Annotated in this window: 19 protein-coding genes; 11 read left to right on the plus strand and 8 right to left on the minus strand. The window is 69.3% G+C overall.

Annotated features, from left to right (window positions below):
* Positions 1-52: 52 nt before the first annotated feature.
* Entirely contained in the window at positions 53-1054 is a 1002-nt protein-coding gene (locus ABZ833_RS14850) for a Gfo/Idh/MocA family oxidoreductase (protein ID WP_361045960.1), read from the plus strand.
* A 31-nt stretch (positions 1055-1085) separates the two neighbouring features.
* Here the strand turns inward: ABZ833_RS14850 and ABZ833_RS14855 are convergent, their stop codons facing one another.
* Positions 1086-2720 carry an alkaline phosphatase D family protein gene (locus ABZ833_RS14855; protein ID WP_361045962.1) on the minus strand — a complete coding sequence of 545 codons (1635 nt, stop codon included), beginning with the start codon at positions 2718-2720 and terminating at the stop codon, positions 1086-1088.
* A gap of 133 nt (positions 2721-2853) precedes the next feature.
* Here ABZ833_RS14855 and ABZ833_RS14860 point away from each other — a divergent pair, with 133 nt between their 5' ends.
* Positions 2854-3705, plus strand: coding sequence for an SDR family oxidoreductase (locus ABZ833_RS14860; protein ID WP_361045965.1), 852 nt, complete (start codon positions 2854-2856; stop codon positions 3703-3705).
* Positions 3706-3876: 171 nt separating this feature from the next.
* Positions 3877-4341 carry a lamin tail domain-containing protein gene (locus ABZ833_RS14865; RefSeq protein ID WP_249590228.1) on the plus strand — a complete coding sequence of 155 codons (465 nt, stop codon included), beginning with the start codon at positions 3877-3879 and terminating at the stop codon, positions 4339-4341.
* A gap of 223 nt (positions 4342-4564) precedes the next feature.
* On the opposite strand, the gene ABZ833_RS14870 is transcribed toward ABZ833_RS14865, so the two are convergent.
* The gene (locus ABZ833_RS14870) at positions 4565-5596 is read right to left on the minus strand and encodes an aldo/keto reductase (protein ID WP_361045968.1); all 1032 of its coding nucleotides are present in this window, start codon (positions 5594-5596) and stop codon (positions 4565-4567) included.
* A 116-nt stretch (positions 5597-5712) separates the two neighbouring features.
* Positions 5713-6036 carry a nuclear transport factor 2 family protein gene (locus tag ABZ833_RS14875; protein WP_361045971.1) on the minus strand — a complete coding sequence of 108 codons (324 nt, stop codon included), beginning with the start codon at positions 6034-6036 and terminating at the stop codon, positions 5713-5715.
* A 133-nt stretch (positions 6037-6169) separates the two neighbouring features.
* Between ABZ833_RS14875 and ABZ833_RS14880 the strand changes: the two genes are divergently transcribed.
* Positions 6170-6721 carry a DoxX family protein gene (locus ABZ833_RS14880; RefSeq protein WP_361045973.1) on the plus strand — a complete coding sequence of 184 codons (552 nt, stop codon included), beginning with the start codon at positions 6170-6172 and terminating at the stop codon, positions 6719-6721.
* A gap of 32 nt (positions 6722-6753) precedes the next feature.
* Here ABZ833_RS14880 and ABZ833_RS14885 read toward each other — a convergent pair whose 3' ends face one another.
* Positions 6754-7692: an aminoglycoside 3'-phosphotransferase/choline kinase family protein gene (locus tag ABZ833_RS14885; RefSeq protein WP_361045975.1), complete on the minus strand. Its 939-nt coding sequence runs from the start codon at positions 7690-7692 to the stop codon at positions 6754-6756.
* A 160-nt stretch (positions 7693-7852) separates the two neighbouring features.
* Here ABZ833_RS14885 and ABZ833_RS14890 point away from each other — a divergent pair, with 160 nt between their 5' ends.
* On the plus strand, positions 7853-8605 hold the full coding sequence (locus tag ABZ833_RS14890) for a DUF883 C-terminal domain-containing protein (protein ID WP_361045977.1): 753 nt from the start codon (positions 7853-7855) through the stop codon (positions 8603-8605).
* Positions 8606-8654: 49 nt separating this feature from the next.
* Here ABZ833_RS14890 and ABZ833_RS14895 read toward each other — a convergent pair whose 3' ends face one another.
* Positions 8655-9161: a hypothetical protein gene (locus tag ABZ833_RS14895; protein ID WP_361045979.1), complete on the minus strand. Its 507-nt coding sequence runs from the start codon at positions 9159-9161 to the stop codon at positions 8655-8657.
* A 241-nt stretch (positions 9162-9402) separates the two neighbouring features.
* On the opposite strand from ABZ833_RS14895, the gene ABZ833_RS14900 reads away from it, so the two are divergent.
* The 5 genes from ABZ833_RS14900 to ABZ833_RS14920 all read left to right on the plus strand — a co-directional run bounded on the left by ABZ833_RS14900 (position 9403) and on the right by ABZ833_RS14920 (position 15065).
* Positions 9403-10137 carry a FadR/GntR family transcriptional regulator gene (locus ABZ833_RS14900; protein WP_361045982.1) on the plus strand — a complete coding sequence of 245 codons (735 nt, stop codon included), beginning with the start codon at positions 9403-9405 and terminating at the stop codon, positions 10135-10137.
* A complete protein-coding gene (locus ABZ833_RS14905) occupies positions 10134-11582 on the plus strand; it encodes an amino acid permease (RefSeq protein WP_361045984.1) in 1449 nt (482 codons plus the stop codon). Before ABZ833_RS14900 ends, ABZ833_RS14905 begins: the two co-directional genes overlap by 4 nt.
* A complete protein-coding gene (locus ABZ833_RS14910; protein WP_361045987.1) occupies positions 11579-12619 on the plus strand; it encodes an asparaginase in 1041 nt (346 codons plus the stop codon). The genes ABZ833_RS14905 and ABZ833_RS14910 overlap by 4 nt, the downstream gene beginning before the upstream one ends.
* 69 nt (positions 12620-12688) lie before the next feature.
* Positions 12689-14086, plus strand: coding sequence for an aspartate ammonia-lyase (gene aspA, locus ABZ833_RS14915; RefSeq protein ID WP_361045989.1), 1398 nt, complete (start codon positions 12689-12691; stop codon positions 14084-14086).
* A 43-nt stretch (positions 14087-14129) separates the two neighbouring features.
* On the plus strand, positions 14130-15065 hold the full coding sequence (locus ABZ833_RS14920; protein ID WP_361045991.1) for a glutaminase: 936 nt from the start codon (positions 14130-14132) through the stop codon (positions 15063-15065).
* A gap of 291 nt (positions 15066-15356) precedes the next feature.
* On the opposite strand, the gene ABZ833_RS14925 is transcribed toward ABZ833_RS14920, so the two are convergent.
* The 3 genes from ABZ833_RS14925 to ABZ833_RS14935 form a co-directional block, all read right to left on the minus strand.
* Entirely contained in the window at positions 15357-16712 is a 1356-nt protein-coding gene (locus ABZ833_RS14925; protein WP_361045994.1) for a hypothetical protein, read from the minus strand.
* Between the two features lie 31 nt (positions 16713-16743).
* Positions 16744-16959: a helix-turn-helix domain-containing protein gene (locus ABZ833_RS14930; protein ID WP_361045996.1), complete on the minus strand. Its 216-nt coding sequence runs from the start codon at positions 16957-16959 to the stop codon at positions 16744-16746.
* 1722 nt (positions 16960-18681) lie between these two features.
* Positions 18682-19467 carry an NAD-dependent epimerase/dehydratase family protein gene (locus ABZ833_RS14935; RefSeq protein WP_361045998.1) on the minus strand — a complete coding sequence of 262 codons (786 nt, stop codon included), beginning with the start codon at positions 19465-19467 and terminating at the stop codon, positions 18682-18684.
* 158 nt (positions 19468-19625) lie between these two features.
* Here ABZ833_RS14935 and ABZ833_RS14940 point away from each other — a divergent pair, with 158 nt between their 5' ends.
* The gene (locus ABZ833_RS14940; RefSeq protein WP_361046001.1) at positions 19626-21866 is read left to right on the plus strand and encodes a DUF262 domain-containing protein; all 2241 of its coding nucleotides are present in this window, start codon (positions 19626-19628) and stop codon (positions 21864-21866) included.
* Positions 21867-21918 lie beyond the last annotated feature (52 nt).

Below are 21918 nucleotides of genomic sequence, written 5' to 3' on the forward strand. Positions count from 1 at the left end.
CTGGTTGAGACCATTTCCGCGGTACTCCGCGGTACGGACAGGGGCCCCAGTGGTGGAAGACAACCGTGAGCCCGTGCGCTGGGGCATCCTCGCCACGGGCGGGATCGCCGCGTCGTTCACGGCGAATCTGCTCGACATGCCGGACGCGGAGGTCGTCGCGGTGGCGTCGCGGACCGACGCGTCGGCGAAGGCGTTCGCCGAGCGGTTCGGGATACCGCGCGCGTACGGGGAGTGGGGCGCGCTCGCCGAGGACAAGGACGTCGACGTCGTGTACGTGGCGACGCCGCACGCCTCGCACCGGGCCGCGGCGGGGCTGTGCCTGGACGCGGGCCGCGCGGTGCTCTGCGAGAAGGCGTTCGCGCTGAACGCGCGCGAGGCGCGGGAGCTGGTGACGCTCGCCCGGCAGCGGGGCCTTTTCCTGATGGAGGCCATGTGGATGTACTGCCATCCGCTGGTCAGGCGGCTGAAGGCGCTGATCGACGACGGGGCGATCGGCGAGGTGCGGACCGTGCAGGCCGACTTCGGTCTCGCCGGGCCCTTCCCGCCCGCGCACCGTCTGCGCGACCCGGCGCAGGGCGGTGGCTCGCTGCTCGATCTCGGGGTGTACCCGGTGTCGTTCGCGCAGCTGCTGCTCGGGGAGCCTTCGGAGGTGACCGCGAGAGCGATGCTCTCGGACGAGGGCGTCGATCTCCAGACCGGAATGCTGCTCTCGTGGGAGAGCGGTGCTCACGCTCTGTTGCACTGCTCCATCAACGCGGGCACCCCCGTCACCGCCTCCGTCACCGGTTCGAGGGGCCGCATCGACGTCCCGAACGGCTTCTTCTTCCCGGACCGCTTCGTCCTGCACCGCGACGGCCGCGACCCCGAGGAGTTCACCGCCGCCCCCGAGCACGGCCCCCGCGACAGCCTCAAGCACGAGGCCGCCGAGGTCATGCACCGGCTGCGCGCGGGCGACACCGAGTCCCCCCTCGTCCCCCTCGACGGCACCCTCGCGGTGATGCGGACCCTGGACGCGGTGCGGGAGCGGATCGGGGTGCGCTACCCGGGCGAGTGAGCACACCCCGCGCGTCCTGCACGTCCTGCGGTTACGCGGGTTCGAGGCCGGGGTTGCCCGCCTCCGTCACGAACGACGCCGCCGTGGTGATCGGCGCCCCCGGCTTCGAGACGGCCGACACCGTCTTGAAGTCGGCGCGCGCGGAATCCTGGCCCAGGTCCACGGTCACGTAGCCGCGGCGCCCGTTGTAGAACTTCATGTGCGGGTTGGCCTTGGTGTAGGTCTCCCAGTTCGCGGGCTTGTCGGCGCCGTCCTTGCCGCTCGCGATGGACGTGGCGACGATCTCGGTGCCGACGGTCCTGGACGCCTGGTCGTCGAAGTCGTCCTTGATGTCGAAGGCGTACCCGACGTGCACGTCGCCCGTGAGCACCATCAGGTTCTCGATCCCGGCCGACTTCGCACCCGCGAGGACCCGCTCGCGCGACGCGGTGTAGCCGTCCCACGCGTCCATGCTGACCTTCGCCACCGCGTTGAGGTCCAGCTTGCGCTGGGAGAAGGTGACTTGCTGCGGCACGACGTTCCACAGCGCCCGCGAGCGGCGCCAGCCGTCCGTGAGCCAGCGCTCCTGGGTGGCCCCGGTGAGGGTGCGCTTGGGGTCGGTGGACTCGGGGCCCGGGACGTGGGAGCCGTCGCCGTAGGCCTGGTCGGAGCGGTACTGCCGGGTGTCCAGGATGTCGAACTGCGCGAGCCTGCCCCACTGGAGGCGGCGGTAGAGCTGCAGGTCCGGGCCCTGGGGGCGCTGGGGGCTGCGCAGCGGCTGGTTCTCCCAGTAGGCGCGGTAGGCGGCGGCGCGGCGGACCAGGAACTCGGCGGGCGGGTTGCCGTTCTCGTCGAGGTCGCCCGCGTAGTTGTTCTCGGCCTCGTGGTCGTCCCAGGTGACGACGAAGGGGTGCGCGGCGTGCGCGGCGCGCAGGTCGGGGTCGGACTTGTAGAGGGCGTACCGCAGGCGGTAGTCCTCCAGCGTCTGCGTCTCGCGGTTGAAGAGGGCGGGCAGGGTGCGGTCGGTGTAGTTGCGGTTGCCGCCGACCGCGTTCACCGCGTACTCGTAGAGGTAGTCGCCGAGGTGGAAGACCACGTCGACGTCGTCGTCGGCCAGGTGTTTGTACGCGGTGAAGTAGCCGTCGTGGTAGGCCTGGCAGGACACCGCGGCGAGCGTCAGGGAGCTCACCTTGCTGCCGGCCGCGGGAGCGGTGCGGGTGCGGCCCGTCTCGCTGATCCACTTCCCCGTCTTGAAGCGGAAGTAGTAGGTCCGCGCGGCGTCGAGGTGTCCCACCTCGACGTGCACGGAGTGGTTGAACTCGGGGTGGGCGGTCACCGAACCGCGTCTGGCCACCCGGCGGAAGCGGGCGTCGTGGGCGAGCTCCCACTGGACGGTGACGCGCTCGTCCGGCAGACCGTTGCCCGGTTCGTACGGGGCCGGGGCGAGGCGGGTCCAGAGCAGGACCGAGGCGGGCTGCGGGTCGCCGGACGCCACACCGAGCGTGAACGGATTGTCGGCGATCTTCCGCGCGTCCAGCTCCGCGGCGCTCGCCGCACCCGCCGTCGGCAGGTTGGTGGCGAAGGCGAGCGCGGCCGCGGCACCCGTGACGGTGAGGAAACGACGGCGGCCCAAGTGGGCGGCGGCTGCGCGGAGTTCGGCTGCGTCCTGCTGGCCTGCGGATGTCATGTGGCCCTCCCCTGACGATTGGTGTCACGGGCATGCAAGTGGCGAGGGACGACGCCCGACTGTCGCGTACACAACAGCCGCATGGCGGGCGGATGATGTCCGCGTGGACGGGCCTCCCGTACGCTGCGGGGCCATGAACGCAGAGCTAACTGGGCATCCGACCGAACAGACGAGGATCGCCGTGGTGACCGGAGCGGGCTCCGGAATCGGCAGGTCCGTGGCGGTGGAACTGCTGCGGGCCGGCTGGTCCGTGGCCCTCGCGGGGCGCCGGATCAAGACGCTGGAGGAGACGGCGGCGATCGCCGCGGGTGTGTCGGAGGGCGCCGCGGTGCGGCCCGTCCCGCACGCCGAGGGACCCGCCGAGGTGAACGCCCCGGCCGAGACCGACGCCTTCTGTCTCCCCACCGACGTGTCGCGGCCAAAGGACGTGGCCGCGCTCTTCGCGGCCGTGCGCGAGCGCTTCGGCCGTCTCGACCTCCTCTTCAACAACGCCGGTACGTTCGGCCCCGGCGGCGTGCCCGTCGAGGAGCTGGAGTACGACGCGTGGCGGCACGTCGTCGACACGAACCTCAACGGCGCCTTCCTGTGCGCGCAGGCGGCCTTCCGTCAGATGAAGGAGCAGGACCCGCAGGGCGGCCGGATCATCAACAACGGCTCCATCTCCGCGCACGTACCGCGCCCGCACTCCGTCGCGTACACGGCGACGAAGCACGCACTGACCGGCCTGACGAAGTCCCTCTCCCTGGACGGCCGCCCCTACCGGATCGCCTGCGGCCAGATCGACATCGGCAACGCGGCGACCGACATGACCGAGCGGATGCAGGCCGGAATCCTTCAGGCGAACGGGGAGTTGGCGCCCGAGCCGGTGATGGACGTCTCCGACGTCGCGCGGACCGTGCGCCACATGGCGGAGCTGCCGCTCGAGGCGAACGTGCAGTTCGCGACGGTGCTCGCGACGAACATGCCGTTCGTCGGGCGGGGTTAGCCGGTCAGCCGCAGGCGCCTCTTCGTGGCCGACCGTGACCCACCCCTCACGGTCGGCCAACATCCTCACAAACGGAATAGGAAGTACCGCGCCAATTACGCACATCGCGCCCCGTATGCTCAGCATGCCCTCCACGAGAACTCCACATGCACAGCACACATGGAGCACACCTTGCGCATACGTTCCGCGGTCCCGGCCGTCCTCGCGGCCTCCGCCCTCTCGGTCTCGCTGCTCGCCGCGTCCCCCGCGACCGCGGCCGCGCACCAGGGCGGACTGCACCTCGGGTACATCCAGTTCGACAGCCCGGGCAGCGACACCCGGTCCAACTCCTCGCTGAACGCGGAGTGGGTGAACATCCACAACAACTCCGGCTCGGCGATCCAGCTCAAGGGCTACAAGCTGAAGGACAACACCGGCTACACGTACACCTTCGGCAGCTACAAGATCGGCTCCGGCAAGACCGTCAAGGTCCGCACGGGCAAGGGCACGAACGCCTCCGGCGTCCGCTACTGGGGCCGCGGTTCGTACGTCTGGAACAACACCAGCGACAAGGCCCGCCTGATCAAGCCGAGCGGCTCGCTCAAGGACTCCTGCTCCTGGACGAACAGCAACCCCGGATACAAGAGCTGCCACTGAGGGCCCACTTGCCACTCTGAAGGGGAGGGGTGCAGGGCAGCCGCTCCGTGACGGCCGGTGGGGGCCGCGCCGGGGAGCCGCGGGGAGGCCGGGGCCGCGGAACGGTTGCCCTGCGACGTGCGTGCGGATCAGGGGCCGGATCAGAGGGCTGGCCAGAGGGCTGGTCAGGTACGGATCAGCCCTCTGACCAAGCGCGGCTCAAGGGGCAGGTCGGCAGGTCCCCCTACGCCCCGCGCGTCTCCCCCAGGATCCGCTCGACCTCCCCCAACTCCCCCTCGGTCAGCGCCCCGTACTCCAGCGCCCCCACGTTCTCCTCGACCTGCGCCACCGTCCGGAAGCCCGGAACGGGCACCGCAAGCGGGCTCCGCGCCCAGAGCCAGGCGAGCGCGCCCTGAGCGAGGGTCCGCCCGCCGCCGGTCAGCACCGAGCGCACCGCGTCCACCCGCCCGAGCCACTCGGGATCCGCGCCCCCGCCCGTGCCGAAGCCCGGCAGCCAGGCGGGCGGCGCGCTGCGGATGTCACCGGCCCGCGGCACACGCCCGCCGCCGAACTTCCCGGTCAGCAGCCCCATCGCCAGCGGACTCCGCAGCACACTCGCGAGCCCGAGCTCCGCGCACAGCGCCAGCATCCGCGGCGCGTCCTGCAGCACGTTGCAGCGGTGCTGGACCGCCGCGCAGTGCGGCCCCTCGGCGAAGAGTGCCGCGCGGGCCGGATCGTCCGTACTCCACCCGTACGCCCTGATCAGCCCCTCCCGCACGAACTCCTCGCAGGCATCACGGAGTTGCGCGGCACGCTCCGGGTCCGCGTCGCCGATGTGCAGCTGGTAGAGGTCGACGTGGTCCGTGCCGAGCCGCTTCAGCGAGGCGGTCAGCGCGCGGCGCGCGTACGCCACCGAGTCATCGGCGCCACCGACCGCGGTCCGCGTCTCCTCGTCGAAGAGGTTTCCCCACTTCGTGGCGATGACGACGTCGTCCCGCCGCGCGCCGAGAGCACGCCCGAGGATGCGCTCGCTGTGCCCGGTCCCGTAGTTGTCCGCGGTGTCGAAGAAGTTCACGCCGAGGTCGACGGCCCTCCGGATCGCCCGCACCGACTCCTCGTCGTCGACCGCACCCCAGCCGTACGGCTGCCCGTCGGGCCCCGACCACTCGCCGCCGATGGCCCAGCAGCCGAGGCCGAGCGCGCTGACCTCGATGCCGCTGCGCCCCAGTGTCCTGCGTGCCATGTGTGCCGTACGTGTCGTACGCGTCGTCTCCATGCCCACGGACGCTAGGAGTTGAAGTGCATGCGAAGGCAAGCCCTCACGCGGAACGCGTCACTCGGTGCCGCTTCAGGCCTGGCCCGACACTGCTTCAGGCCTGGCCCGTCCCTGCCTCAGGCCTGGCCCGTCTCGAACCGGGAGACCTTCCCGCCGTCGACGGTGAACCGCCACTTCGTGCGCATCTCCCCCCACGTGTCGTTGCGGTACGTGACGATCAGCACGCGCCCGCCGTCCGACTCGTTCTCCACGTCCATGTGGCCGTGCGAGGAGAAGACCTCGCGCTCCGTCCACTCGGCGATGTCCCGGTCCGTGCCGTCGTCGGACATGGTCGCGTCGGGTGTGAGGACGGCCTGGAAGGCGGCCTGGTCGTGGGAGTTCACGGCGGTGACGAAGGCCCGGACCGTCGGGTCGGCGAGCCTGTTTACCTGAATGCTCATGCACCCACGGTCACATCGGCCGCCCCGCACCGCCACCGGACGGGGTCACCCGTACGGCCGATCGGGCCGGGTGCGCGACGCGGCTCTGGCGGACGGTGGGGGGACACGCCCGCCCACCTCAGGAGAGAGCGCCATGACCAGTTCCTGCTTCGACCGCCGCGACTTCGGCCTGCTCCTGCTCCGCGTCACGACCGGCGGAGTCCTCGCCGCCCACGGCGCCCAGAAGCTCTTCGGCTGGTTCGGCGGGCACGGCATCGAGGGCACCGGCGCCTTCATGGAGTCCATCGGCTTCCAGCCCGGCAAGGCGAACGCGGTCATCGCCGGGCTCGCCGAGGCGGGCGGCGGCACCCTCCTCGCGCTCGGCCTCGCGACCCCTGCCGCCGGTTCGGCGGCGGCGGGTGCCATGGCCGGGGCGACCGCGGTGCACGCCCCCAACGGCTTCTTCAGCCAGGGCGGCGGCTACGAGTACCCAGCGTTCCTCGGCCTGGTCTCCGCCGCCCTCGCCATCACGGGACCCGGCGCCTACTCGGCCGACAGCGCGCTCGGCCACTCCTTCAACCGCAACTGGATGGTGCCTGCGGCCCTGGCGGGCACGGCCGTCGGGGCGCTGGTGTCGGTGGGCTCGCGGACGAGGAACGTACGCGAGCAGCAGAGCCCGGCGACGCCGGGGGACCCGGTCACTTGAGCCTTGAGCCTTAGAAGCGAGTTGACGCTTCCTCAGCCGCCGTCGGTGTCGAACCAGGCATCGGCCAGCGCGTCGAGCGTCGGCTCCGGTGGTGCGGGCAGTTCCCGCAGGTACCAGGGCAGGTTGCTGTAGACGTGCAGCAGGGTGTGGGCGAGGAGTTCACGTGGCTCGAAGGTCCGCCCGTAGGCCCGCATGAAGCGGCCGAGCAGCCCCGGCTCCGCGCGCGTGACGAAGAGGCCGACGCCCACGAAGTCGTACGCCCTGTCCCCGATCATGGCGGGCTCGAAGTCGAAGAGCCCGGTGAGCGCGAGCCGCCCGTCGTCGCCGGGAGCGGCCAGCAGATGCTGCCGCATGAACTCGGTGTGCAGGAGGACCTGGGGCGCATCGGCACGCGGCGGCACGGCGTCCAGGAATCCGGGGATCTGCTCCAGCCAGCTCTCCGGCAGCCCGCGCTCCCGCTGCCGCCGGACGGCCCCGGCGCGCTGCCTGCCGAGGAACGCTCCCCAGTCACCGGGGCCGAGCACGTCGGCGAGCGGCCCGGGGTCAAGGGCGTGCAGCGCGGCGAGCGCCTCACCGGCCTCGGTGACCAGGCGCTCCCGGTCGGCCCGCGGGATGCGCGGCCAGGCGGCGGCGAGGTCTTCGCCGGGCAGCCGGGACATCAGCACGTAGCGCCAGCCGTTCTCGTACGCCCCGGACGCGTGCACCCGCGGTGTGGGCACGGGCAGCCGCCCCTGAAGATGGCTCAACACCCGCGCCTCGACGAGCCCGTCGTCGGCCGCGGCGCCGGGAAAGAGCTTCAGCACGAGGTCGTCGCCGACGGCGTAGACGGGCTGTGTCCCCTCCGTGAACCGGTCGAGCGAGGCCCCGGCGAGGCCGAGCCTGTCGCAGAGGTCCTCGACTCCGGGCCGCATGAGGGCCTCGTCGGGGACGACGGCGTCCCATTGCTCGTCGGTGTCCACGGTGGGCAGCATGATCGGGACGGTAGAGGGCGGGTGGGGCGGCGGCAACGTGATTTGGGGGCGCGCGGCCTCGCGTTGGGGGGCGCGCGGCCTCGCGACACCGACCGAAGTCTGCCGTCCATCGACTTTCGGCCGCTCCCCCGCGACCTCCTGCCCGCCTAGCGTCGAGGACATGACCAGCGAAGAGAGCCTCGGCCCCGTCTCGCTCCACAAGGACCGGACGACGGTGCTCGGATACCCGCGCGGTGACCTGCTGACCGTACTCATCGGCATGCCGGTCCTCGGCCTCCTGCTCGGCATCGGCCTGCCGCCCCTTGCCCGGTGGCTGAGCCGGTCGCCGGTGCTGCCCTGGCGGGACGGCATCACGTTCGTCGGCACGCTGGACAAGCCGTGGCAGGCGGGGGTCGCGGCGGGCGTCGGCCTGGTGGCCGGGCTGCTGCTCGCCGTCACGGAGATCGAGGAGACCCTGAAGCTGAGGCTGACCGACCAGGAGCTCGCGGCCGAGCAGCACAACCGCACGCGGACGATCGGACGCGAGCGCGTCTCGGCGGTCTTCCTGGACGGCAAGGAACTGGTGGTGCTCGACGAGACGTCACGCCAGTTCACGCGCGGCGTCCACAAGACGGCGGCACCGGCCCTGGCCAGGGCGCTCGGCTCGCACGGCTACCCGTGGCGGGACACCGACCCGCACGCGCCCCTGTTCCGCCGCTGGATCCCCGGCGCTCCCGGCCTGCCCGCCGAGGGTCACGCGGTGCTCGCGGCGCGGAAGGCGGCACTGAAGAACAAGTCAGGGGACGATGTCCGGGACCTCGCCGAGACGATGCAGGGTCTGGGCTATGTCGTACGGGACGAGGGCAAGGACCAGTACTGGCGTCCGCTCGCGGGGGAGGCGGGCGAAAGGGGCGGTGCCGCTCAGGAAGGCTGAGCGCCACCGCCCCTCAAGAACCTCAAGGCCCTCAAGGCCCTCAAGCCGCTCAGAAGACGAACGGCCCGGGTGCCTGTGCCGACGTGGCGTTGCAGGTCACGCTGATCCCGAGGACCACGACCTGCAGCGACTTGCCCTCCAGGCTGTCGCCGGTGGCGACGGTCCCGTCGAGCGGTCCGGTGGAGACCTCTCCGCCGGCGGGTATGGCCGGGTTGGAGCTGCCGGTGAAGGTGGCGGTGCCGGAGCCGTTCTTGGTGAGCGTGAGCGTCGAGTCGACCGAGCCCGCGGCGATGTCGATGGGGGCGGTGATCGCCGACGTGGAGACGCTGATGGTCGCGGCGGTCCCGTCCTGGGTGGCCTTGAGCGTCGCCGAGCCCGAGCCGTACGAGCCGCAGTCGAACGAGATGGTCGCGGTGTCGGGGGTCACCGCGGTGGCGGCGGGCGCCATCACCATCGCGCCCAGGGCGACCAGACCGACGCCGAGCGCCGACCCGGCACCGAGCCTGCGGGCGCCGAATCTGCCCTGCCCGCCGATTGCACCATTGCCATGCCTCATGGGGGTGTCCTGCCTTCAAGTGGGGGGATTGCGGGGGGAATTGAGCACGGAAACTGACGGCCAGTCAGCCTTCCGCATCGCTGCTCATTGAGGCATGGGCCCCTTGAGGTGGCAAGACACACCCCCATGATTCTTGACATGCTACGGCCAAATTCAGCCGTCCCCGGCTCACGTCCCCCACCGGCCCCGCCCTCCCCCGGACCCTTGACAGCCCCTCCCGTCCCCCCGCAGGATCACCCCCGTGAACCTGTCAGACAGCCAGACAGGTGACCCGGCACCCCGGCGCGTCAGCGCCATGGAAGCGGTGCTCGGTCATCTGCGCAGCGCCATCGAGCGCGGCGACTACGCCGTAGGCGACAAGCTCCCCTCCGAGGCGGAGCTCTGCCGTCGCCTGGAGGTCAGCAGGCCCGTGCTGCGGGAAGCCCTGCGGGCCCTGCAGACGATGGGCCTCACCGTCTCCCGGACCGGCAAGGGCACCTTCGTCCTGTCGAACGGGACCGTCGAGGACCCCACCTTCGGCGACTACGCGGCCAGCGACCTCCTGGAGGTCCGGCGGCACGTCGAGATCCCCATGACGGGCTACGCCGCCACACGCCGTACGTCCGAGGACCTCGACCACCTCACCCACCTCCTGGAGCGGATGGAGCGCGAGACCGACACCACCGCGTGGGTGGCCATGGACACGGTCTTCCACCTCGCCGTCGCACAGGCCGCCCAGAACCCGGTCTTCCGCCGCGTGATCGAGGAGATCCGGGACGCGCTGGCCCGCCAGTCCGCGTTCCTCAACGAACTCGGCGACCGCCGCGAGCAGTCCAACCGCGAGCACCGCGCCATCGTCGAGGCGCTCGTCGACGGCAGCTCGCACGACGCGGCCGAGGCCATGGCGCACCACCTCGACCGCGTCGAGACGACCCTCACCGCGATCGTGCGCCCCGAGCGCACGGACGCCCCACCGGAAGGCGGACACCAGGCGTGAGCGAACAGTCCCTCGAAGACCCGTCGCACATACGGAAACCGGCGGCTCACGTCGACGCCGGGGACGCTGGGTACAGCAAGTCCCTGAAGTCCCGGCACGTCAACATGATCGCCATCGGCGGCGCGATCGGCACGGGACTCTTCCTCGGGGCCGGCGGCCGCCTCGCCGAGGCCGGTCCCTCGCTGTTCATCGCGTACGCCGTCTGCGGCGCCTTCGCCTTCCTGGTCGTGCGGGCCCTTGGCGAACTCGTCCTGTACCGGCCCTCGTCCGGCGCCTTCGTCTCGTACGCCAGGGAGTTCCTCGGCGAGAAGGGCGCCTACACGGCGGGCTGGATGTACTTCCTGAACTGGGCGACCACCGGGATCGCCGACATCACCGCGGTCGCCACCTACACCCACTACTGGGGCATGTTCTCCGACATCCCGCAGTGGGTGATCGCCCTCATCGCGCTCGCCGTCGTCCTCACGGTGAACCTCATCTCCGTGAAGATCTTCGGGGAGCTGGAGTTCTGGTTCGCGATCGTCAAGGTCAGCGCACTGGTCATCTTCATGCTGATCGGGATCTTCCTGCTCGTCACCCAGCATCCCGTGGACGGCCACTCCCCCGGCCCGTCCCTGATCTCCGACAACGGCGGCATCTTCCCGAGCGGCCTGCTGCCGATGCTCCTGATCATCCAGGGCGTCGTCTTCGCGTACGCGTCCGTCGAGCTGGTCGGCGTCGCGGCGGGCGAGACCGAGAACCCCGAGAAGATCATGCCGAAGGCCATCAACTCCATCATGTGGCGCGTCGGTCTCTTCTACGTCGGCTCCGTGCTGCTGCTCTCCATGCTGCTGCCCTGGAACAAGTACACCTCCGGCGAGAGCCCCTTCGTCACCGTGCTCTCCAACATCGGCATCCCGGCGGCCGGCGGCGTGATGAACCTCGTGGTGCTCACCGCGGCCATGTCGTCGCTGAACTCCGGCCTCTACTCCACCGGCCGCATCCTGCGCTCCATGGCGATGTCCGGCTCCGCGCCCCGGTTCACCGGGGTCATGAGCCGCAGCCAGGTCCCGTACGGCGGAATCCTGCTGACCAGCGGCATCTGTGTGCTCGGCGTCGGGCTCAACTTCGTGGTCCCCGCCGACGCGTTCGAGATCGTCCTGAACTTCGCGGCCCTTGGCATCCTCGCCACCTGGGGCATGATCATGCTCTGCCATCTCCAGTTCTGGCGAAAGACGGAGGAGGGCGCCATCGAGCGCCCCGATTACCGCCTTCCGGGCTCACCCTGGACCCAGCTCGTCACCCTCTTCTTCCTGGTGTCCGTGCTGGTCCTGATGTACGCCGACGGGGGCGCCGGACGCACGACCGTGCTGTGCCTGCCGCTGATCGCGGCGGCGCTGGTGGCCGGGTGGTACTGCGTACGCGGCCGGGTGTCGGCCGTACGGAAGTCCGGAGCGGACGCGTGAAGACCCTCAACACCACTGCTGCGTACGGAAGTTCACTCGCCGCCGCGCCCGCCGTGCGGGAACCGCTGCACGCGCCCGTCGCCCGTCTCGTACGCGGCGGTGTCATCGAAGGCATCCACTACGGATCCGTGATCGTGCTGGCCGCCGACGGGAGCGTGCAGCTCCAGATCGGTGACATCGAGGCGGCCTTCTTTCCTCGTTCGGCGCTGAAGCCGGTGCAGGCCGTGGCGCTGCTGCGGGCCGGTCTCCCGCTCGACGGCGAGCTGCTCGCGCTGACCGCGGCGAGCCACTCCGGCGAGGAACGGCACCTCGCCGGGACCCGGCGGATCCTGGAGCTGGCCGGGCTCGTCGAGGACGACCTGCGCAATGTCGCGGACCTGCCCTTCGACCCGGTCGTACGGGACGACTGGATCCGCGCCGGACGGATGCCGTCACGGCTCGCGCAGAACTGCTCGGGCAAGCACGCGGCGATGCTGTACACGGCGCGGCTCAACGGCTGGTCGCTCGACGGCATCCTCGACCCCGCGCATCCGCTGCAGCGGGCGATCGCGCGGACCGTCGAGGAGCTCACCGGGCAGGCCGTGGCCCACGTGACGGTCGACGGCTGCGGCGCACCCCTGTTCTCCATCTCCCTGCACGGCCTGGCGCGCGCCGCGGCCAGGATCACCACGGCGACCCCCGGCACCCCCGAGGCACGGGTGGCCGACGCGATGCGCGAGCACGCCGAGATGGCGTCGGGCTCCGGCCGCGACGTCGCGGCCCTGATGCGGGCCGTGCCGGGGCTGCTCGCCAAGGACGGCTTCGAAGGAGTGCAGGTCGCGGCCCTGCCGGACGGCCGGGCCATCGCCGTGAAGATCGCCGACGGAGCGGACCGGGCACGCCTGCCGGTGACCGCGGCGGCGCTCGCGCGCTGCGGGGTCGATCCCGCCGCACTCGCGGGGTTCGGCGACGCGCCGCTGCTCGGGGGCGGGGCGGTGGTCGGGAGCATCCGCCCGGCGCGGGCGCTGGAACCGCTCGCGCCGGCGTCGTACACCTGACGCACCCACCCCTGCGACCCCCGCTCCCCCACGTACAAGGTCCCCACCCCAGAAGGAAGCCGCACCACCATGACCGTCCGCAGCGAGCACGACCTGCTCGGCCACCGTGACATCCCCGCCGAGGCGTACTGGGGTGTCCACTCCCTGCGCGCCAAGGAGAACTTCCCCATCACGGGGACCCCGATCTCCGCCTACCCCCACCTCATCAAGGCGCTCGCCGCGGTCAAGGAGGCCGCCGCACTCGCCAACGAGGAGCTCGGCCTCCTTGAGCCCCGCAAGGCGGCGGCCATCGTCGAGGCCTGCCGGGAGATCCGCGAGGGCAAACTGCACGACCAGTTCGTCGTGGACGTCATCCAGGGCGGGGCGGGCACCTCGACGAACATGAACGCCAACGAGGTCGTCGCCAACCGTGCCCTTGAGCTGCTCGGCCACGCCAAGGGCGCCTACGAGTTCCTGCACCCGAACGAGGACGTCAACCTCGGGCAGTCGACCAACGACGTCTATCCGACGGCCGTCAAGATCGGCACGGTCTTCGCGGTGCGCGAGCTGCTTCAGGCGATGGCCGTGCTGGAGGACGCCTTCTCGGCCAAGGCGGTCGAGTTCCGCGACGTCCTGAAGATGGGGCGTACGCAGTTGCAGGACGCCGTGCCGATGACGCTCGGGCAGGAGTTCTCGGCGTACGCGGTGATGCTCGACGAGGACCGCAGCAGGCTCGCCGAGGCCGTCGAGCTGATCCACGAGATCAACCTGGGCGCGACGGCGATCGGCACCGGCCTCAACGCGCCCGCGGGGTACGCGGAGTCCGCGCGCGGGCACCTCGCCCACATCACCGGACTTCCGCTGGTGACGGCGGCGAACCTGGTCGAGGCGACCCAGGACTGCGGGGCCTTCGTCCAGATGTCCGGGGTCCTGAAGCGGATCGCGGTGAAGCTATCCAAGAGCTGCAACGACCTGCGCCTCCTGTCGTCCGGGCCGCGCGCGGGCCTGAACGAGATCAACCTGCCGCCGGTGCAGGCCGGTTCGAGCATCATGCCGGGCAAGGTGAACCCGGTGATCCCCGAGGTGGTCAACCAGGTCGCCTTCGAGGTGATCGGCAACGACGTCACCATCACGATGGCGGCGGAGGCGGGTCAGCTGCAGCTGAACGCGTTCGAGCCGATCATCCTGCACTCCCTGTCCGAGAGCCTCACGCATCTGCGCGCCGCCTGCCTGACGCTCGCCGAACGGTGCGTAGCCGGAATCACGGCCAACACGGACGAACTCCGCGCGGCGGTCGAGAACTCCATCGGCCTCGTCACCGCGCTCAATCCCCACATCGGGTACGAGGCGGCCACCGCCATCGCCAAGGAGGCGCTCGCCACGGGGCGCGGTGTGGCCGAACTCGTCCTGGAGAAGGGCCTGTTGCCTGCGGAGCGCCTGGCGGAACTGCTCCGCCCCGAGGTCCTCGCGGGTTCACAGGGCACCTGACCCCGCCCGCGCCCCCGGCCGCCCAGGCCCTGAGCAGTCCAGAATGGCGATCATGACGACCTCGTCCCTGACCTTCCAGCCGGTCCTCGACCGCATCGCGGCCGAGATCGAGAAGACGCCGGGGCGCGGCAGGCCCGCCGACTACATTCCGGCGCTCGCCGCGTGCGACCCACGCCGGTTCGGCATGGCCGTCGCGGAGCCGGACGGCACGGTGTACGGGGTGGGTGACTGGCGGCAGCCGTTCTCCGCGCAGTCCATCACCAAGGTCTTCACCCTCGCGCTCGACCTGGCGCGCGAGGGCGACGCCCTGTGGGAACACGTGGGCCGCGAGCCGTCCGGCAACCCCTTCAACTCGCTGGTGCAGCTGGAGTACGAGAACGGCATCCCGCGCAATCCCTTCATCAACGCGGGCGCGCTCGTCGTCACCGACCGCCTCCAGACCCAGACGGGCGACGCGGCGGAAGCCCTCCTCGCATTCCTCCGCGCGGAGAGCGGCAACGACGAGCTCACCATCAACGAGCGCGTCGCCGCCTCCGAGTCCGCCCACGGCGACCGCAACGCCGCGCTCGGCCACTTCATGGCGTCGTACGGAAACATCGGCAACCCGGTCCCTGTCCTCCTGAACCAGTACTTCCGCCAGTGCTCGGTCGAGGCATCCTGCGCCGACCTGGCCCTGGCCACGGGCTTCCTGGCCCGCCACGGCATCCGCGCCGACGGCACCCGCCTCCTGAGCAGCAGCCAGTCGAAACAGGTCAACGCGATCATGCTGACCTGCGGCACGTACGACGCGGCGGGCGACTTCGCCTACCGCGTGGGCCTGCCCGGCAAGAGCGGCGTGGGCGGCGGCATCATCGCCGTCGTCCCCGGCCACTGCACGCTCTGCGTCTGGAGCCCGGGTCTGGACGAGCGGGGCAATTCGGTGTCGGGGGTGGCGGCCCTTGACCGGTTCACGACGCTTACGGGGCTTTCGGTGTTCTGAAGGTTCTGAGGGCCCTGAGGGTCCTGACAGTCCTGAGGGCCCTGACAGTCCTGAGGCGCGAGCGGGCACGGCGGCAGGCGCCGGTCCAAAAGGAGAGCGGCAGACGAGTCGGGCTGTACGCCGGGGACACTGGGGGCCTCGGCTGATACTGCCCCTGACATGCGCGTTCACTCTATGGGGAAGACTGCAATGCACGTCGTGTGCACGGATTTGCGCGGCCATGCAGGGTCCAGCGGTACGGGCGTGGGGGCGGGGCGTGCCCGACCGCGCCGGGCGGCCCCGCGTGCCCCGTCACGCCGCCCCGCTGGGCGTGTGCCGCCCGGCGTGGGGGTCCGGCACGGTGGCGGCGTCCGGGTGTTTCCGCTCGGCCCACGGAACCAGGGCGGCGTCCGGCAGACCGGGCGGTGCGGGGATGCCGTACAACTCCTCGAACGATGCAGGGGCGTTCTCCCAGTCGACCTCCCAGACCAAATAGCCGTAGGTGTCCAGCGTCTCGGCGATACGGCCGTGCCTCATGCGGGCCTGCACCTTGCGGGGCTCCAACCCGGAAGCCATCAGCACGGCGTCGGCGAAGTGGCGCAGATCCCGGAACGTCGCGTTCTTGGGCACCATGACGCCCCGGGCGCGGGCCCGTTCCTTGGCCAGGTCGAACTCCCGGCACAGCGTGTTCTCACGCACGGGGGTCCAGAACCGGGTCACGGTGACCAGGTCGCCGAACTCCTCGGGAATCGGCGCCAGCCCCCGGCGTTCCCGCCTACGGAGCGCCGCGCCCGAAAGCGGAGCGCGCCACTGCGCGAGGTGCGCCTCGTACTCCTCCCGAAGGAATGCCCCTACGGCGAGCAGTGCGTGGCTGGCCTCCGTCTTCAGCGGCGCCGCCTTGCCCCGCCGTCGCTGCTCCTCGACCAGCTGCTTTCCCGCAAGGGTCTCCATATCCGTGCACCGCACTCCGGCGGCTTCCATGGAGCGCAGTGCTTGAAGGGAGCCGTACCAGATCATGATCCGGTACTGGGGGGTGATCTCCTCGGCCAGGGCAACGACATGCTTCCAGGTCAGTCGCACATTGCGCCCGCTCCCCTTCGGCAGCCGGATGCCGGCTACGGGGTTGCCTTCCAGGTGGCCGTCCTCCACAGCCATGGAGAGCATGACGGAGAGGGCCTTCTTCACCCCGGACCGGGTGGCGTCCGGCATCCCCTGTGCCTTCAGCGTGGTGAAGAGGTCGCGGTACTCCCCGCGTTTCACGTCGCCGACCGCGCGCGTACCGAGCGCCGGAACCACATGACCCCGCAGCCGGTAGCCGTAGGACTCGACGGTTCCTTCGCGTCCTTCGTGGCGTGAGAGGAACGTTTCCACGTACTCGGTGATGGTCGGTGTCGTGCTCGCGGTGTTCCGGCCCCGGTGCGGGAAGGGGTCCCGCCCTTCTTCCACGGCGGCCCGCTGGCTCCGCTGGAAGGCAACTGCCGCCGTCTTCTTGTTCTTTGCGAAGTTCCTGGCTCGCTGCCGGCCGCCCCTGTCGCGCCAGCGTGCCTGCCAGCGGTTCTCGCAGCCGTGTTCATTGCTCGCCACCAGGCCGGGGTGGTCCGGGCACTCCGGCTCACCCGGTCCTGGCCTGGCCTTGTGCCATCGGTCGTACGGTTCTTCCTTCGCCATGTACGTCACTCCGCTCTCGCACCTCGGCGTCTCACGTCGCCCGAGGCAGCTCGTCGATGTAACGGGCCACATCCGACTCCCGGTAGCGAAGCAACCGACCGCCCAGGCGGAGCGGCTCCGGTCCGCGTCGCTCCGCCTCCCAGGTGCTGGACCAGTTGTAGAGCGTCTTGCGCTTCGCGCCGAGCCGCTCCGCGGTCTCCTGCGCCGTCAGCAACCGCTCGCAGCGCAGGGGTGATCGCCTCGGCATGTGCCGCCGAGGTGAGGTTCCACGCGTGTGATGGCGATGCCGAGCAGGAGGCTGGATCGCTTCTCGTTCGGGGCGGATGTGCCCGTCAACCGCCCGTTCTGTGGCGGCCGTCGACCATGGACGCTCCGTCTCGCCGACGTCGTCAAGCGCGTGATCACTGTTGTCCGGTTCGGAGCCCGACGGCATGTTCATCTCCCGCCTGTCGCAAAATGAGCGGCACCGGGACCGTTCGCTTTCAGTTGCGGTGGCCCGCGGATGTGCCGCCACGGGCCGGGGCATATAGATGTACTGACGCCCTTTAAGGAGAATTACCCGGCCGATCGTGCCAAGTGGACACGAAGTTGCTGGTCATCGGGCGATCTGCCATCCAGCGTCCAAGAGCTGTCATCGGCAGACGGGAGCAACCCGCACAAGGAGCGTTTCAAGATTCTTTCGGAGACTTCCTCGCTCGGCCAAGTGAGGTGAAGACGCAGGTCAAGCACTGATCTGCCAGACGACTCCCCGGCCGGCCTGCTCGGCTGGCCGACCGCTCCCCACTAGGTCGGCATTCCCCTGCATGCCGTCCCGACCGGCCTGCTCACAGATCTACTCCGACCGATCTGGTGAACTCCCAGCACTCCTCAGCCCGTTAGTGGGCCCGCCCCCACCAACCGCCACATCCGCCCATGCCCGAACCGCCCGGCGGATCGGGTACGAGCGGGCCTCCGCCGGGCCACAGCGGGCCCGCCACCGCCCCGCCCGCCGACCGGAACCGGCCGATGGCCGATTGCCCCACCGACACCGATCTGTGGGCCCGCGCGCACCCCTGACACAACAGCCCGAGCGGACGCCGGACGGCCGACGTACGTACGGCAGTTGCGGACCGATCTACTCATCGGCACTGCCAGTACGGAACAGATCCACGCCCGACTTCTCACCGAGCGGCCCACCGCCCTCTCGACCAACCACCACACGTCTGACCGGCCCGCTCAGCAATCGCCAGACGCAGGGGCCTACTTGAAGCGGAACGGAACATCCAAGGTGATCGCCGGACGGACACACCGGCAAGCGGGCCGTGAGGGCCGTACGCGAAGCGAGCCACGCCGGGGCGATCTGTCAGCAGATCGGGACACACACCTGTACCGATATGCAGGCTGGCCCGGCCCGCACTGGCAGACCGGGCCTTGACCTGGGGTAATACGAATACGAAGTGCTCCTGTCCAAGCGGGGCCCCCGACTCGACCCCCGTGACAGGACGCCAGTCAGGACGGGGGACAGGACTCGCCTCTTCCCGCGCCGCCACGCACGCGCAGGGCCGGTCCGCGATCCGCGCCGCCCGGCGGCAACCGGAGCGCCGCCCAGGCCGCCTTCGTTGCCGCGCCTTCGTCGGAATCGGTGCCATGGCCAGGACCTCCACGGTGATCGCCGGTGGGGAACGCGACCACCACACCGTGGCGCTCGTGAAGAGCGGAAGTCCCCTCCATCAGGTCTTTTAACGACTTCAGATCTACGGACACCGGGCGGGGAGAAGCGCACCGGCCCAGCGCCGAGTTCGCGGGCCCCGTGGTGGGTGAGCTCACGGCAGACGGCCAGCGCTGCCCGGGTGGGGTCGTGGTCGGCGTAGCGGACGTCGATGGCTTTGTTGCCGTCGGCGGTGAAGGCGCGGACGCGCACAGTGTTGGGGTGCCAGTGCTCCTGGATGAGGTGCCGTGCTCTACGCGGACTGACCGCGGGCCGCCATTCTCACCCCTGGACTGCACCGGCTTCCCCGCGCGGGCCGCTCCGTTCGATGTCACTGACACCAGCGACCAGCACGACGCCGGGCAGGCTTCGAGGACCCGCACGGCCGACACATCCAGGAGGTGCCCCCCTCGATGGGCACGTCCGCCCAAGGCCCCGGCGGGAACTGGCGCAACCCCCACCAACCCAGTCACCCGTCATGACGCCCCGCGTTTCCGCTTGGGACCACTCGGCATACCGAACCGTCCGCCGGGACGACCACCGCGTAGTCGTGCAGCGCACGCCGGTAGCGGATGTGGCCGGTTTCCTTGGTGTGGGTGAGTTGCCACGCCCCCAAGTCCTCCAGGTCGACGCACCGGGGCGACGTCGCTCCGCAGTCCGCGTCGTCGCCGGTGACGCACACCGCCTCGACTCGTCCGCATCGGCCGGACAGACGAGGACTTCGGAATCCACGGTAAGCGGGTGATGCGGCCACCCCGCGTACACCGACACCGTGGAGATGTGCACCCACCGCCCGGCCTGCTCGGCGAGATCCCTCGCCGCGAACTGCACTACCCTGGGAGCGAGTTCGGAATTGGACGTGTCGATCACCGCATCCCACGGACCATGGCTGGCTAGCCGACGCAGGTCCTGGACAACGGTGCGATCCCCGTGAACCGCCTCCACACCGAACATGTCCTTTCCGGTCCTCCCGCGGTTGAACGTGGTCACGTCCCAACCACGTCGCAACGCCCCTTCGACCACGTACCGGCCGAGGAACCATGTACCGCCCATCACCAGGATTCTCATGGCCCGATCCTGCCCCGCGCCGTGCCGCCCGTGCAGCTCTCTGTGCGCATCAAAGCTGAGGCACCGCCAAAGGGCTCACTGTCAGTGCCAGCGTGTACAACTGGAACCTCGGATGCGCTGAGAAGGCACGCTACGAAGCAGACAGTTGGAGTACGGGGATGAACGAAGGCGCACAACAGGGTGTACGAGGACGCGAGCACACGGTTCGCCAGCTGTTCAGCGAGCAGTACCTGTTGGAGTACTACCAGCGCGAGTACACGTGGGAACGCCGCCACGTCGTCGAGCTCGTGTCCGATCTCGCGAACGCCTTCCTGCGCGACTGGCAGCCAGATCACGACCGACAGCGCTACGTTTCTTACCGCCCCTACTTCCTCGGCCCCTTCGTCTGCCATCCCGACCAGCTGAAGAAGAGTCTCGTAGACGGCCAACAGCGCTTCACCACGCTCCACCTCCTACTGATCCACATTGAGCAACTCCTCAAGGAACAGGGGGAAGAAGATACCGCAATCATGGTGGGGCAGATGGTCAGGCGCTACGCCGGTGGCCACCACCATTACACCATCGACGTCGAAGAGCGCCGCCCATGTCTGGAAGCACTCCGATCTGGTGTCAGCTTCGACCCATCTGGTACCACGGTCTCAGTGCAGAACCTCTGGGAGCGAGCTGAGGACATCGCGGAGGCGCTTCCGGAAGCACTACGCGACGAGTGTCTGCCGATATTCGCCGACTGGCTGGCTGATCGCGTTTACCTCGTCGAGATCTCTGCTGATAACCGTGATCTCAGCTGGGAGATCTTCGAGACCATGAACGACCGTGGAGCAGGGCTTACTTCGCTTGACCTCTTGAAAAGTTTCGTGCTCTCCAGAGCCGGCCGAGAGCAATCCGATCTCAACGATGCCTGGCGAAAGATGCTTGCGGAGTTGAGCGAGTTCGGCCGCCAAGCTCCCAGCAACTTCTTCGAAACGCTTCTCCTCGCCCGCTATGCCGCCCCGGACGGTAGTGACGATGCCGAGATCGAGCGGGCCTTCCACGAGTGGGTACGGATCAAGCCAGACCGGGTCGGCTTGAGGCTTCAAGGGAAGGACTACTCGGACTTCGTCCTAGAGACAGTTGCCTCGGGCGCCGAGCAGTACCGCGAGCTCCTCAAGGCCGCTCGCACACGCACCGAGGGCCTCCATGCCGTCTTCTACAACTCTGCCAACGGAATCGATGCTCAACATCTGCTGATCATGGCTGCGCTCCGGCGCAAAGACTCATTGCAAACAGTCCGCGAGAAAGCCCAGCTCCTCGCCTCCTACCTGGATCTTTTGTTCACCCTTCGTTTCGTGAATAATGACACTGCGGTACAGGCCCAGGATTTCCGCGAAGAAGTACAAAGGCTACTTCCGTCCGTGCGTGATGCATCCACGATTGACGATCTCCGCAAACTCCTCGGCCGTGCGGCAGCCGAAATCCCGTACGACTTCACCGGCATCGAAACGCTCAGCTTGCATAACAATCGTCGAAATATTCGATACTTGTTGGCCAGGATCACTGCATTCGTCGAGGCAGGTAGCCGCCAACCAGACCGAGCTGACCGCTACCTTGGATACACCCCCAACGTACTGGAAGGCACTTCTGAACCTTGGGAAATCGAGCACATCTGGGCGAACAAATTCAGCCTGCATGTACAGACCGGAGTAGCGAACGAACAGGACTTCAAGCGGGAACGCAATCGATTGGGTGCGCTACTCCTGCTGGAGAAATCCATCAACGCAAGCTTCGGTGCCGACATCTACCGCGACAAGCTTCCCCACTATGCTGCCCAGAATTTCCTGGCGGCCTCGCTCCATGCAAACGCTTATAAGAGGAACCCAAATTTCCGGAAATTCAGGGAGAAATCGAATCTGGAGGATGTCTTCACTGCCTACCCTGATGGCTTCGACACCAAAGCTATCTCTGCGCGGGCGGTGTTGTATCGCCGCCTGTGCGAACTAATCTGGTCCGCCGAACAGCTCAACTTCACCCAGGTCACGAATTCGGTGCCTCGGCAGCGCACATCCACGCGACAGAAGAAGCCTCGCTACGGCGTGCAAGTCGCAGATCTGATGCGCGTGGGTCTGCTCGGGGAGGGCACCGCAATCCGTGGTGAACTCAAGCGCTCCCAGCGTGTGTTCCAGGCAACGATCACCGCGGGTGGCCGCATTCGCCTGGAACCCAGCGGCGAGGAGTTCGGCTCCCTGTCCGGCGCGGGTACAGCTGCAACTGGCGGGCCGTCCAGTCCTGGGTGGACCTTCTGGTGCATCAAGCAGCCAGACGGCTCCGCTGGCATGCCCATGGCCGCGATCCGAAGGCAAGCCATCGAGCAGGGCTTGCTGGACCAGGCTCTTCCCTCCGTGCCCCCCTCTCCCAAGGTGTAAAAATTGTCGCCCCCTTGCCCTCCGCCCGCTGAAGGCCATCAGTGGGCGGAGG

This window comes from Streptomyces sp. NPDC047525 (assembly GCF_040643025.1).
GTDB classification, from domain to species: Bacteria; Actinomycetota; Actinomycetes; order Streptomycetales; family Streptomycetaceae; genus Streptomyces; species Streptomyces durmitorensis.